Source organism: Mycolicibacterium llatzerense, from assembly GCF_000878195.1.
Taxonomy (GTDB): domain Bacteria; phylum Actinomycetota; class Actinomycetes; order Mycobacteriales; family Mycobacteriaceae; genus Mycobacterium; species Mycobacterium llatzerense.
Genome location: NZ_JXST01000002.1, coordinates 1 through 12,190 on the forward strand (window position 1 = coordinate 1; position 12,190 = coordinate 12,190).

At 66.1% G+C, this 12,190-nt stretch carries 13 protein-coding genes and 1 rRNA gene; 8 read left to right on the forward strand and 6 right to left on the reverse strand.

Annotated elements, in window-relative coordinates:
* Positions 1-6 precede the first annotated feature (6 nt).
* Positions 7-120: ribosomal RNA gene (gene rrf / locus TL10_RS01380) — 5S ribosomal RNA — on the forward strand.
* 123 nt (positions 121-243) lie between these two features.
* Here rrf and TL10_RS01385 read toward each other — a convergent pair.
* Positions 244-753, reverse strand: coding sequence for a methylated-DNA--[protein]-cysteine S-methyltransferase (locus TL10_RS01385; protein ID WP_043984185.1), 510 nt, complete (start codon positions 751-753; stop codon positions 244-246).
* Positions 750-2,261, reverse strand: a complete 1,512-nt coding sequence (locus TL10_RS01390; RefSeq protein ID WP_043984187.1) for a DNA-3-methyladenine glycosylase 2 family protein — start codon at positions 2,259-2,261, stop codon at positions 750-752. The genes TL10_RS01385 and TL10_RS01390 overlap by 4 nt, the downstream gene beginning before the upstream one ends.
* Before the next feature lie 274 nt (positions 2,262-2,535).
* Between TL10_RS01390 and TL10_RS01395 the strand changes: the two genes are divergently transcribed.
* Positions 2,536-4,527 carry a DUF1214 domain-containing protein gene (locus tag TL10_RS01395; RefSeq protein WP_234711339.1) on the forward strand — a complete coding sequence of 664 codons (1,992 nt, stop codon included), beginning with the start codon at positions 2,536-2,538 and terminating at the stop codon, positions 4,525-4,527.
* Position 4,528: 1 nt separating this feature from the next.
* Here the strand turns inward: TL10_RS01395 and TL10_RS01400 are convergent, their stop codons facing one another.
* Together TL10_RS01400 and TL10_RS01405 are read right to left on the reverse strand one after the other, a co-directional pair.
* Positions 4,529-4,825: a hypothetical protein gene (locus tag TL10_RS01400; protein ID WP_131630659.1), complete on the reverse strand. Its 297-nt coding sequence runs from the start codon at positions 4,823-4,825 to the stop codon at positions 4,529-4,531.
* 43 nt (positions 4,826-4,868) lie between these two features.
* Positions 4,869-6,461 carry an adenylate/guanylate cyclase domain-containing protein gene (locus TL10_RS01405; protein WP_043984193.1) on the reverse strand — a complete coding sequence of 531 codons (1,593 nt, stop codon included), beginning with the start codon at positions 6,459-6,461 and terminating at the stop codon, positions 4,869-4,871.
* Between the two features lie 64 nt (positions 6,462-6,525).
* Here TL10_RS01405 and nucS point away from each other — a divergent pair, with 64 nt between their 5' ends.
* Positions 6,526-7,194, forward strand: a complete 669-nt coding sequence (nucS, locus tag TL10_RS01410; protein WP_043394692.1) for an endonuclease NucS — start codon at positions 6,526-6,528, stop codon at positions 7,192-7,194.
* Complete coding sequence (locus tag TL10_RS29935; protein ID WP_390892866.1) at positions 7,191-7,481, forward strand: Rv1322 family protein; 291 nt, start codon at positions 7,191-7,193, stop codon at positions 7,479-7,481. Before nucS ends, TL10_RS29935 begins: the two co-directional genes overlap by 4 nt.
* Positions 7,482-7,488: 7 nt before the next feature.
* Here the strand turns inward: TL10_RS29935 and mce are convergent, their stop codons facing one another.
* Positions 7,489-7,965, reverse strand: coding sequence for a methylmalonyl-CoA epimerase (gene mce, locus TL10_RS01415; protein ID WP_043394575.1), 477 nt, complete (start codon positions 7,963-7,965; stop codon positions 7,489-7,491).
* A gap of 83 nt (positions 7,966-8,048) precedes the next feature.
* Here mce and TL10_RS01420 point away from each other — a divergent pair, with 83 nt between their 5' ends.
* The 3 genes from TL10_RS01420 to TL10_RS01430 all read left to right on the forward strand — a co-directional run bounded on the left by TL10_RS01420 (position 8,049) and on the right by TL10_RS01430 (position 10,634).
* Positions 8,049-9,230, forward strand: a complete 1,182-nt coding sequence (locus TL10_RS01420; RefSeq protein WP_043984353.1) for an acetyl-CoA C-acetyltransferase — start codon at positions 8,049-8,051, stop codon at positions 9,228-9,230.
* A gap of 131 nt (positions 9,231-9,361) precedes the next feature.
* Entirely contained in the window at positions 9,362-9,721 is a 360-nt protein-coding gene (locus tag TL10_RS01425) for a DUF3817 domain-containing protein (RefSeq protein ID WP_043984198.1), read from the forward strand.
* Positions 9,722-9,734: 13 nt separating this feature from the next.
* On the forward strand, positions 9,735-10,634 hold the full coding sequence (locus TL10_RS01430; RefSeq protein WP_043984200.1) for a tetratricopeptide repeat protein: 900 nt from the start codon (positions 9,735-9,737) through the stop codon (positions 10,632-10,634).
* A gap of 51 nt (positions 10,635-10,685) precedes the next feature.
* On the opposite strand, the gene TL10_RS01435 is transcribed toward TL10_RS01430, so the two are convergent.
* On the reverse strand, positions 10,686-11,519 hold the full coding sequence (locus TL10_RS01435) for an alpha/beta fold hydrolase (protein ID WP_043984354.1): 834 nt from the start codon (positions 11,517-11,519) through the stop codon (positions 10,686-10,688).
* Positions 11,520-11,562: 43 nt separating this feature from the next.
* Here TL10_RS01435 and TL10_RS01440 point away from each other — a divergent pair, with 43 nt between their 5' ends.
* Positions 11,563-12,150, forward strand: coding sequence for a TetR/AcrR family transcriptional regulator (locus TL10_RS01440; protein WP_043984202.1), 588 nt, complete (start codon positions 11,563-11,565; stop codon positions 12,148-12,150).
* The last annotated feature ends 40 nt before the right edge of the window (positions 12,151-12,190 follow it).

Here is a 12,190-nt window from a genome sequence, read left to right on the forward strand (position 1 = left end):
TAGAGTTACGGCGGCAACAGCGGCAGGGAAACGCCCGGTCCCATCCCGAACCCGGAAGCTAAGCCTGCCAGCGCCGATGATACTGCCCTGCACGGGCGGAAAAGTAGGACACCGCCGAACACAAATTGACCTCGACCCCCGATGAAAATCGGGGGTCGAGGCATTTTTGCGTTTTGACGCATTTCTATTTCGGCCTCTATTTCGGCGCCGCGGAATTCCACGGCGCCGGCCGACGTCGTTCCATCAGTCGAATAGCGTCGGCTCCTCGGTGCCAGACCGGCTCTTCTCCAGATTGAGCAGCAGTTTCTTGCGATCCAATCCGCCGCCATATCCCGTCAGGCTGCCATTCGCCCCGATCACACGATGGCAGGGCACGATGATGCCGACCGGATTGTGCCCGTTCGCCAATCCGACGGCCCGTGACGCTCCCGGCGATCCGACCTGCACGGCGATTTCACCGTAGGAACGCGTTTCGCCGTACGGGATGGTCAACAGCGCACCCCAGACGCGGCGCTGGAACTCGGTGCCGATGAGGTCGAGCTCCAAGTCGAATTCCTGGAGTTCGCCGGCGAAGTACGCCGTGAGTTGGTCGACGGCCTCCGGAAATGCGGTCTCGTCGGGCTCCCAGCCGTCATGGCTGGGTTCGTAGGTCTGGTCATCCATCCGCAGATGTCGTATCCGGCCGTCGCGGCCGGCGAGGGTGATGGTGCCGACCGGGCTCTGCATGGTCCGGGTCTGCAAGGTGGCGGTCATGCCTGCTCCTGTCGGGGTGATGGCGTCGTCAATGGCGGCCATTGGTTGACCGCATGATCCAGGGAGGTCCATAGGTGTTGCGTGGCGTAGGCGCGCCACGGGCGCCACTGCGCACTGTGTTCGATCAATTTGCGTGGATTATCCGGCAGCCCAGCTTGTTTGGCCGCGGCCTGGACCCCGAGATCGCTGGCAGGAAAGGCATCGGGATCACCGAGCCCCCGCATCGCAATGACCTCGGCTGTCCACGGCCCGACCCCGGGCAGGTCGGCCAACTGGGTACGGGCCTGCAGCCAGTCCGATCCGGCGTCGAGCTCAAGGGTGCCGGCGGCGAGTGCGCCGATCAGTGCGACAACGGTCCGTCGGCGGGACTCCGGGAAGGCGAGGTGGCTCGGATCGATCTCGGCCAGCTGCGAGACGGAGGGGAAGACATGCGTCAAGCCGCCCGCCGGGTCGTTGATGGTCGGGCCGTAGGCCACTGCCAGCCGGCGGGTATGCGTCGCTGCCGCCTTCATCGACACCTGCTGGCCGATCACCACCCGCAGTGCCAATTCGTTCTCGTCGACCGTGCGGGGGATCCGCTGCCCAGGTGCCTTGGCAACGATGGGTGCAAGGTTCCGGTCGGTGTTGAGGACGTCGATGACGGCCTCGGGGTCGGCGTCGAGGTCGAGGAGTCGCCGGCATCGGGCGATCGCGGTGGCCAGGTCGCGGAAGTCGTCGAGGATCACCGTGCACTGGACGTGGTCGACGCTCGGCGACAGTCCGACGATGCCGGTGCCGTTGGGGAGCCGGAGGGTGCGGCGGAAAGCACCGTCGCGGACTTCTTCTACGCCGGGTACCGCGCCGGCCGCAAGATGGCCGAACACCCCTTCATAGGCGAAGGGCGTCCGAACGGGTAGTCGGACGGAAAGAGTTCCCGTGCCAGGGTTTTCGTTGGGTTGGAACCGGGTTTGAGCTCGTTGACGGAGTTCAGTCGGCGTCAGTGCGCACACTTCGCGAATGGTGTCGTTGAACTGGCGGATGCTGGAGAAGCCGGCAGCGAACGCGACGTCGCCGAAGGGCAGTTTGGTGGTCTCGATGAGGACGCGGGCCGTCTGGCTCCGTTGGGCGCGGGCGAGTGCCAAGGGGTTTGCGCCGACCTCGGCCTGCAGCAGCCGCTCGAGCTGTCGGGTGGTGTAGCCGAGCCTGGCGGCCAGCCCTGTGACGCCCTCGCGGTCGACGGTGCCGTCGGCGATCAGGCGCATCGCGCGGGCGACCACATCGGTGCGAATGTTCCACTCCGGCGATCCCGGCGACGCGTCGGGCCGGCAGCGCTTACAGGCCCGGAAGCCGGCCCGCTGCGCCGCCGCGGCGGTTGGGTAGAAGCGGACATTGCGCGCGAATGGCGGCCGGACCGGGCAACTGGGACGGCAGTAGATGCCCGTGGTGAGGACGGCCGTGACGAACCAACCGTCGAATCGGGCGTCCTTGGATTGGACTGCCCGATAGCAGCGGTCGAAGTCGTCGTACATGCCTTCGACAATGGCATGCGCCCTGGCCGAGTACTAGCGGAAAATCGACATCAACGTGGCTCGCGAGACAATTTTAATCATTTGTCTCGTTTTCTACTGACTTGTGTGTTGGGCTTTGTTATAACTGGAACGCGTTCTAGTCGGGGTCGAGGGGAAGCACATGCCAATGAACAGTCGTGAGCAGTTGCCAACTGGCGCAGCCAGATTCGTCGGCCGGGTTGGTGCATTGGCAGTCGCCCTGGGAATCGGCGTGGCCGTGGCAAGTAGCCCAGGCGTGGCGTTTGCGGCCCCGAGCGACGCCGGAGGGTCCTCGTCGGACAGCCATGCCAAGGGCGAGAGCCACGCCAAGGGTGGCGGGGACAAAGCCGACGCGAGCAAGCCGAAGACCGACAAAGGCGACAAGCGTCCGGGCGTCGTGAGTTCGGCGAAGAAGTCGTCGAAGCGGCCGTCGGGGAAGACGGATGTCGCGAAGCCGTCGGCCGCGAAGGATGCCACCGACACCGACAAGACATCCGGGCCTGAGGCCAAGCCCACCGCCCGGAAGGCCGCCAGCACGCCGACTGTGACCGCGGCCAAGAAGCCCCCGACAGTGCAGGCGACCGTGGCGGCGAAGGAGGACGCGCCCACGCGCTCCGTGCCGCGCGTGCATGCCATCGCGCCGGTCGCTGCAATCGGTGCGCCGGTCGCTGCGGCTACCGCGGCGGTGTCGCACGCGCTCGCGGCTGTGGGGCTGAACGGGACGGCGAATGCGTCCGGGAATCCGGTGGCACCGCTGCAGAATGCCGCGTTGTCCGCGCTGCTCGGCGCCACCCGTCGCGAGACCGCATCCTCCTCGGCGACAACGACATTGGCGGCTGCGCCAACGTCGCTGCAGAGCACGCCCACTGTGCTCGGCACGGCACAGCAGCTGGCTGCCGAGAGGAAAGCCAACGCCATCGTGAACACGCTGCCGATGCAGTTCATGAAGGCGATCCTGAAGTTTGCGTTCCAGATGAATGCCAAGCAGCAGTACTCCCAGGTCGGTGGGCCCGACCAGGAGAACCTGGACCAGTTGGGCCAGGCGGTCGACGAATACGCCCAACAGGCCGCCATGGAGTATCAGCTGCTCAACCCGATGCGACCGACGGTGCTGGAAATGGTTATGCCGCCGCATAATTGGTTCGGCCAGTCGATCACCGGCACCCGCATCCTGTACGACAACCCGGACACCATCTACCGGATGATGGCGGTCAACTCGACGTCGACGTACGTCATCAGCGGAAAGTTCGGCCCGGGGGAGCGGCCGGCGGAGACCACGTTCAGTGTGTTGACGGGCCTCGGTGGCAAGACCGCCGCGGTGCTCAATGCCAAGGACATGCAGATCAACCCGGACGGCACCTTCACCGTGACGGTGAGTTCCCGTCCGGCCGAAGCAGGACAGACCAACCATCTGCAGATCCCGACCGACACCACTTTGATCGTGGCGCGGAACACGTTGTCGGACTGGAACGCTCAGGAACCCATGAGCTTGTCCATTCAGCGGGTCAGTGGTCCACGGGACAGCCTGTTCGCACAGATCGGTGGCTTCGACATCCCCGGGCTGGGACCGGCCGTGTCCGGCAACCCGTTCCTGACGAACCTGGTCTCGCTCGTCCCGCCGCTGCCGGTGATGCCGCGGTTCCTGCAGGGCCTGGAAGCGTCGGTGATCCTCGCGCTCGGGCTGCGGATGGAACCGCAGTACATGGATGTGGCGACCAAGGATTCGTCGGGAAAGACGAAGGCGGCCAACGTCTTCACGGATCCCGAGAGCAATGCCACGTTCTTGTCGACCCAGTTGCAGAGCGCGGGGTACTTCCAACTGGCTGACAACGAGGCGCTGGTGCTGACGATCAAGCCCGGCGATGCCGGCTATTTCGTCGTGCCGGTGACCAACGACTGGACCATCACCAAGAACTACTGGGATCAGCAGACGAGCCTGAACATCGCGCAGTCGGTGGCAAACGCGGACGGCAGCTACACCATCGTGGTGTCGCCGACCGATCCTGGTGTGGCCAACTGGGTGTCCACCGGCGGCCTGAACCAGGGCACGATCTCGATCCGTTTCCAGGACATCGACACGGCCGGCACCAATCTGCCGAAGGTGAGCTCACAGGTGGTGGCGCTCGATGACCTCGGTACGGTGCTGCCGGCCGGGACGACGTATGTCACTGCGGCACAACGGCAAGCGGCACTCGACGCACGCAAGGCCGGATTCGACAAGAGGTTCGCGCCCTACCCGCAGGTGTGACTCACCATTCGTGGTTCGGGCATTGGACGTCGACATACACCGTCGCCGCGACCGGCCCGCCCGGTTTGAAGTTGCCGGGGTTGTTCACGCCGGTGACCCAGCAGACGCTGAGCGGCTTGACGTCGAAACCGTTGGTCCAGTTGATCTGCACGAGGTAGCCCTCGGCCTGGAGGTTGTTGATGACGTCGGCTGCCGAACCGCCGGTGTCGAGGGTGGGGTCGGCCGCGGCGAGCGGAGCGAGCGCCAGCGACACGGCGAGTGCGCCGGCGGCAGCAGCCATGACGGTGTGTCGCTTCATGATCACCATGATCCTCCGGATCTGTGTGAAGCAGATGTGAATTTCAGGCCAGGATGGCCAGTTGCGTCGGTTCGGACAGCCCGCGCAGGGTAACGGTGTCGCCCAAAGCCCAGTTCGCTCTTTCCGATTCACTGACGGCGTCGAGCATCGCCGCGGCGGCGGCCAGATGGCCCGGCACGGACTTGGCGAGTTCGCACAGTCGCGCCGCCGCATTGACGGGCTCGCCGATCACGGTGTATTCGAACCGTTCCTTGGCCCCGACGTTGCCGGCCACCACGGTGCCGGCGGCGACGCCGAGTCCGGCCTTCAGCTCAGGCACCTCGTCACGCAGCCGCGAGGCGATGGCCCGGGCGGCTGCCAGGGCGTCACCCTCGGTGCACTGCAACGACACCGGCGCCCCGAAGACCGCCAGCACCGCGTCGCCTTCGAATTTGTTGACGAACCCGTGGTGCCGGTCCACTTCGTCGACGATGACGGCGAAGAAGCGGTTCAGCAGGGCGACGACCTCGACGGCCGGGCGGCTGGTCACCAGTTGGGTCGAGCCGATGACGTCGACGAAAATCACGGCCGCGTGCCGTTCTTCGCCGCCGAGTTGAGGTTTCTCCTGCTCGGCGAGGGCGGCGACTTCACGCCCCACATGCCGGCCGAACAGATCGCGTACCCGTTCGCGTTCGCGCAGCCCGTGCACCATCGAGTTGAATCCGCGTTGCAGCTGGCCCAGTTCGGTGCCGTCGAAGACGACCAGATCCGTGGTCAGGTCGCCTTGCTCAACCCGGCTGAGCGCTTGTCGCACAATGCGAATCGGGCTGGCAGTCAGCCACGACACGATCCACATCAACAACGCGCCGAACACCAACGCGAACACCGCCAGGACCAGTACTGCGAAGGCGAATTGGGTTGGGGTGAGCGTGGATTGGGTAAGCGCGAACACCGCGGCCAACAGCACGCCGAGCATCGGCACGCCGGAACCGAACGCCCACACCACCATGGTTCGGCCCATGATTCCGGGTGCCAGCCGTGAGGGCGGTCGTCCGGCCTGAAGGGCGTCGGCGGCGACCGGGCGGAGCGCGAACTCGGTGTACAGGTTGCAACTGGTGGAGACGACGATGCCGGGGAAGGTGACACCCAGCAGCAGCTTGGGAATGAACTGAGTGTCGTGCAGGGCGTAGAGCGTGGTCAGCAATGCGGCGCCGGCGCCCCACAGGCAGAGCAGCACGAGCGTGAGCTGGCCCGGCGCCCGGAAGGTGTTGCGCTGGTCCTCGATTGTCGGGGTGCGTTCTTCGATGGCCCATCGCACGCTTTGAATCACCCTGTTGGTCGCCCACACCACGCCGATCAGGAAGGCGAGCAGGATGTATGTGGGCGCCACGATCGTGGTGATCCACCAAACGTCAGCCCTGAAGACGTTTGGAGTCGGGAACAGCACCGTCTCGATGAAAATCGAGACGCCGACGCCGATCATGTTGGCGACGATCACGAATGTGGTCAGGATCAGTTGGATGCGGATCCGGCGTCGGCGATGGGATTCGGAGACGCGCCCCAGAATCCACGATCCATATTCGGGCGTGGTGGTACGCGGGGTTATGGCTTCCCGTATCCGTACCAGGCGCGTCGTCCCGGCTTGGTCCGCAGTCATTGGTCGTCAGCCTAGTTCGTGGGGCGGGTCCGAACGAGGATTCGCTGCCCCTAAGGTGGGTCGGGTGCGTCTCGTGATCGCCCAGTGCACTGTTGACTACGTCGGACGTCTGACCGCACATCTGCCGTCGGCCCGTCGCCTGCTGTTGTTCAAGGCGGACGGGTCGGTGAGCGTGCATGCCGACGACCGCGCCTACAAGCCGCTGAACTGGATGACCCCGCCGTGCTGGATCACCGAGGAGGCTGAAGAGGGTCTCGTCTGGGTCGTCGAGAACAAGGCCGGCGAGCAGCTGCGGATCACTGTCGAGGACATCGAGCACGACTCCAGCCACGAACTCGGGGTCGATCCGGGTCTGGTGAAGGACGGTGTGGAGGCCCACCTGCAGGAGCTCCTCGCCGAGCACGTGGAGCTGCTCGGGGTCGGCTACACGTTGGTGCGCCGGGAGTACCCGACGCCGATCGGTCCGGTGGACCTGTTGTGCCGGGACGAGACCGGTGCGTCCGTCGCGGTGGAGATCAAGCGACGCGGCGAGATCGACGGCGTCGAGCAGTTGACGCGGTACCTGGACCTGCTGAACCGCGACAGCGTGCTGGCGCCGGTGGCCGGGGTGTTCGCTGCCCAGCAGATCAAGCCGCAGGCGCGCACGCTCGCTACCGACCGTGGAATCCGTTGCGTGACTTTGGACTACGACAAGATGCGCGGCATGGACAACGACGAGTTCCGGTTGTTCTGATGCCTCGGCGACGTCCGGAGCGGCCTCGGCGCGACCCGCCGCCGCTGCTCGGGCTGTCGTCGCGCCGGGTGGAGACCGGACCTGACGGGTACGACTATGAGGTGCGGCCGGTGGCCGGTTCGCGCGCCGTCAAGACCTACCGGTGCCCGGGATGCGATCACGAAATTCGCCCGGGCACAGCGCATGTGGTGGTGCTACGGGTCGACGATGCCGAAGACCGCCGGCATTGGCACACACCGTGCTGGGGGAATCGGGGAAACAGAGGACCGACCCGAAGGTGGTCCTAGATCAGGCTCAGTGCGCGGAGTCTTTGGCGGGCTCGACCAGCTCGATCAGTACGCCGCCGGCATCCTTCGGGTGGATGAAGTTGATGCGCGAGTCGGCGGTGCCACGGCGCGGGGCTTCGTACAGCAGGCGGACGCCGTCGGCGCGCAGGCGCTCGGACAGGGCATCGATGTCGCTGGTCCGGTAGGCCAGCTGCTGCAGGCCGGGGCCACGGGTGTTGATGAACTTGGCGATGGTCGACTTCTCGTCGAGCGGCGCCAGCAGCTGAATCTGGGCGCTACCGACCGCTGCGCCACGGACCGAGAGCATGGCCTCGCGGACGCCCTGGTCCTCGTTGACCTCTTCGTGCAGGACGATCATGCCGAGATGATCGTGGTACCAGCGAATGGCGACGTCCAGATCCGGCACGGCGATGCCGACATGATCGATGGCGGTCACCAGGGCGCTGGCCAGCGCGGGACGGGCATCGACGTGTTCGGTGGTCATAACGTAAAGGTAACCTGAGACGACCGAATTTGCGCCTGTGTGATCGGCCACATTAGCCGTTACAGATTTGTTGGAGGATGGAAATGACGACCTCGGTAATTGTTGCCGGAGCCCGCACTCCGGTGGGCAAGCTGATGGGTTCGCTGAAGGATTTCTCGGGTAGCGACCTGGGTGCCGTCGCGATCAAGGGCGCGCTGGCAAAGGCTGGCGTCGACGCCTCGCTGGTCGATTACGTGATCATGGGCCAGGTCCTGACTGCCGGTGCCGGCCAGATGCCGGCGCGTCAGTCGGCTGTTGGCGCGGGCATTCCGTGGGACGTGCCGGCGCTGACCATCAACAAGATGTGCCTGTCGGGCATCGACGCCATCGCCCTTGCTGACCAGCTGATTCGCGCCGGTGAGTTCGAGGTCGTGGTGGCCGGTGGCCAGGAGTCCATGAGCCAGGCCCCGCACCTGCTGCCCAAGAGCCGTGAGGGCTACAAGTACGGCAACGTGACCGCACTGGACCACCTCGCTTACGACGGTCTGCACGACGTTTTCACCGACCAGCCGATGGGTGCCCTGACCGAGCAGCGCAACGATCAGGACAACTTCACCCGCGCCCAGCAGGACGAGTTCGCCGCGCAGTCGCACCAGAAGGCCGCCGCTGCCTGGAAGGACGGCGTGTACGCCGACGAGGTCGTGCCGGTGTCGATCCCGCAGCGCAAGGGCGACCCGATCGAGTTCTCCGAGGATGAGGGCATCCGCGGCAACACCACCGCTGAGTCGCTGGGTGGCCTGAAGCCGGCCTTCCGCAAGGACGGCACCATCACTGCCGGTTCGTCGTCGCAGATCTCCGACGGCGCGTGTGCCGTCGTGGTGATGAGCAAGGCCAAGGCCGAGTCGCTGGGTCTGACCTGGCTGTGCGAGATCGGCGCGCATGGCGTCGTCGCCGGCCCGGATTCGACGCTGCAGAGCCAGCCGGCCAACGCCATCAAGAAGGCCGTCGAGCGTGAGGGCATCACGGTCGATCAGCTGGATGTCATCGAGATCAACGAGGCCTTCGCGGCAGTGTCGCTGGCCTCGACCAAGGAACTCGGCGTCGACGGAGCGAAGGTGAACGTCAACGGTGGTGCCATCGCCATCGGCCACCCGATCGGCATGTCCGGCGCCCGGATCACCCTGCATGCGGCGCTGGAGCTGGCCCGCAAGGGTTCGGGTTACGCCGTCGCGGCACTGTGCGGCGCCGGTGGTCAGGGCGATGCCCTGATCCTGCGCCGTCCGTAGTTTTCGCGGCACCGACATGACGCTTGCTGACGGATTTCTGCCGATTTTCGTCATCAACCGTCATCTCGGCGGCGACGAGGTGTGAACTACGCCTCGTAGTAGTCAGCCCGTCACTCGGGCACAATGGCGCCATGAACGCTGTTGCGCCCCGGGTGGCGGGCTGGTTTCGTTTGATCGCTCTGGCCGAGGCCCTCAGCTGGGTCGGGCTGCTGACCGGCATGTACTTCAAGTACCTCGGTACGCCCCGCACCGAGATCGGCGTGCAGATCTTCGGCATGGTCCACGGAATCGTGTTTCTGGCGTTCCTGGCCACCGGACTGATCGTCGGCTGGGCGGCGCGCTGGTCGATGCTGACCTGGGTGTCGGCGGCGGTAGCCAGCATCGTGCCGCTGGCCAGCGTGATCTTCCTGCGCTGGGCCGAGCGCAACGGGGCACTGGCTGTCGGGGCCGCTACGGCAGAGGCCGAACCGGAGACGTCGGCCGTCGCGTGACAGACTGGACAGCGTGACTCGTCCGCGTCCTTTTGGTCCCGCGCTGTCCGGTGCGGTCGACCTGTCCGCGCTCAAGAACCGTCCCGCCGAAGGCGCTGCCGCGGCTGGTGGCGCACCCGGTGGTGCTACCGGTGGCATCGAAATCACCGAGGCCAATCTCGAAGCCGAGGTGCTGATCCGCTCCGGCGAGGTGCCCGTCGTCGTGCTGCTGTGGTCGCCGCGCAGCGACTCGAGCGTTCAGCTGGGCCAGACGCTGTCCGCGCTGGCTGCCGAGGACGGTGGCACGTGGTCGTTCGGCACGGTGAACGTCGACACCGCACCGCGCATTGCGCAGATGTTCGGCATTCAGGGCGTCCCGACGGTCGTCGCTCTGGCCGGTGGGCAGCCGATCACCAGCTTCGAGGGCGGCCAGCCGGCTGACCAGCTGCGGCGCTGGGTGGACTCGCTGTTGCAGGCGACCGCCGGCAAGCTGGGCGATGGCGCCGAGGGCGAGGAGGAGCAGGTCGACCCCGCGCTCGCGCAGGCTCGAGAGCTCCTCGACAGCGGTGACTTCGACGGCGCCTTGGCCGCGTACCAGGCGATCCTCGACGCCGACCCGGCGCACGTCGAAGCCAAGGGCGCCGTCCGGCAGATCGCGTTTCTGCAGCGCGCGTCGGCGCAGCGTCCTGAGGCCGTGCGTCTCGCCGACGCCTCGCCCGACGACATCGACCTGGCCTTCGCCGCCGCTGACGTACAGCTGTTCCAGCGCGACGTCGACGGTGCCTTCAATCGGCTGATCGCGCTCGTCAAGAAAACCGCGGGCGACGACCGGACCCGCGTGCGCACCCGGCTCATCGAGTTGTTCGAGCTGTTCGACCCTGCCGACCCCGAGGTCATCGCCGGCCGGCGCAACCTCGCCAACGCGCTCTACTGATCTCTCGCGAGCAGACATAAAACTGTCGATTTTGGCTTGAAATCGACAGTTTTATGTCTGCTCGCGGGAAGCGGTGACCGAAGCCCAGAAGTCTGTGACGGCCTGAGCGATCGCGTCGGTATCGACGAGTAGTGGGCCGACGTGTCCGGCTCCGGTGAGGGGCACGACGCGGGCGTCGGGCATGGTGTCGGCGGCGGCCTGGGCGGCCGCGGGGGACCAACCCTGATCGCCGAGGTCGCCGGTCATCAGCAGCGTCGGGACGGTGACGGCGGGGAGCAGGTCGGTCAACGCGTGCCAGCGATGCATGAATCGGATTGTGCGTCTTACTGATTCGCGGTCCATCGCCCGGAACGCGGCTTTGAGTTCGGCGGCTTGGTCGGGATGGGTGGCCTCGGCGCCACCGAGGAGGACGTTGAACAGCACGTTGGTCAGCAGGGGATTGGGGCCGAACAGCCGGTAGGCCGCGGCCAGCGGATGCGTCTGGGTCCAGCGCTGGCGTCGGCTGACGGGCGTGATCGGTGCCGCGATGGTGGTCAGGCTGCGCAGCCGGTGCGGCTGTGTTGCCGCCAGCGTGATGCCGACGTGGCCGCCCCAGGCGTTGCCGATCCAGTCGACCACATCGAGGCCGAGCGCGTCGAGCACTTCGCCTGCGGCACAGGCGCATTCAGCAAGAGTGAAGTCTCGGTGTATCGGGCTGCTCGCGCCGTATCCCGGTCCGTCGATCGTCACCACTTGGCGCTGGACGGCCAGGCTGTCGACGAGCGAACCCCAACTGCGCGAGTCGACCCAGAGGCTGTGCCACAAGACGGCGGGAGGTCCGGTTCCGGTGCGACGCACGTGCAGATCGCCGAGGCGGGTGTGGACGTGCGCGTCGAGTGTCGTCATGGCGACCTCCATACAGTCTGTATGCTGATACCATACAACTTGTATGGTCACGGTCAAGGGGGATTCGCGGGAGCGGCTCATCGCAGTCGCCAGTGAGTTGTTCGGTGAGCGGGGCTATCACCAGACCGGTACCGAGGAGATCGTCCGCCGCAGCGGCGTGACCCGCGGCTCGCTCTATCACCATTTCGCGGACAAGGAAGCGCTGTTCGAGGAAGTCTTCGACCGCGCCGACCAGGTCGTGAGTGCCCGGGTTCGCGCGGCCGCCGCGGCGGCCGCCGAACAGGGGAAGGACGGGTGGTCGGTGTTCCTTGCCGGCTGGGATGCAGCGCTGGACACCGCGGTTGACGCGCCGCTGCAGCGTATCCGGGTGGTCGACGCGCCCGCCGTACTCGGCTGGCAGAAATGGCAGGAGCGCAACGCGCGGTACACCCTGGCCAACGTCGAAGCCGGCCTCGTCACCCTACTGGAGCAGGGTGTGCTTGCGCCGCAGCCGATTTCACCGTTGGCAGTGCTGCTGATGGGACTCAGCAATCAAGCCGTCGCGGCAATCGCAGGGGCGCCGGATCCAGTCCGGGCACGCCGCGACATTGGTGCCGCGCTGCGTCGTCTCCTCGACGGCCTGCGCACCTGACTTCGCGAGCAGACACAAAACTGTCGATTTCGTCTTGAAA

Coding starts and splice junctions, on each gene's coding strand:
- TL10_RS01425 (WP_043984198.1), top strand. CDS start 9,362: ATGAACGCTGTTGCGCCCCGGGTGGCGGGCTGGTTTCGTTTGATCGCT.
- TL10_RS01400 (WP_131630659.1), bottom strand. CDS start 4,825: ATGAAGCGACACACCGTCATGGCTGCTGCCGCCGGCGCACTCGCCGTG.
- TL10_RS01435 (WP_043984354.1), bottom strand. CDS start 11,519: ATGACGACACTCGACGCGCACGTCCACACCCGCCTCGGCGATCTGCAC.
- TL10_RS01440 (WP_043984202.1), top strand. CDS start 11,563: ATGGTCACGGTCAAGGGGGATTCGCGGGAGCGGCTCATCGCAGTCGCC.
- TL10_RS01420 (WP_043984353.1), top strand. CDS start 8,049: ATGACGACCTCGGTAATTGTTGCCGGAGCCCGCACTCCGGTGGGCAAG.
- TL10_RS01385 (WP_043984185.1), bottom strand. CDS start 753: ATGACCGCCACCTTGCAGACCCGGACCATGCAGAGCCCGGTCGGCACC.
- TL10_RS01405 (WP_043984193.1), bottom strand. CDS start 6,461: ATGACTGCGGACCAAGCCGGGACGACGCGCCTGGTACGGATACGGGAA.
- mce (WP_043394575.1), bottom strand. CDS start 7,965: ATGACCACCGAACACGTCGATGCCCGTCCCGCGCTGGCCAGCGCCCTG.
- TL10_RS01390 (WP_043984187.1), bottom strand. CDS start 2,261: ATGTACGACGACTTCGACCGCTGCTATCGGGCAGTCCAATCCAAGGAC.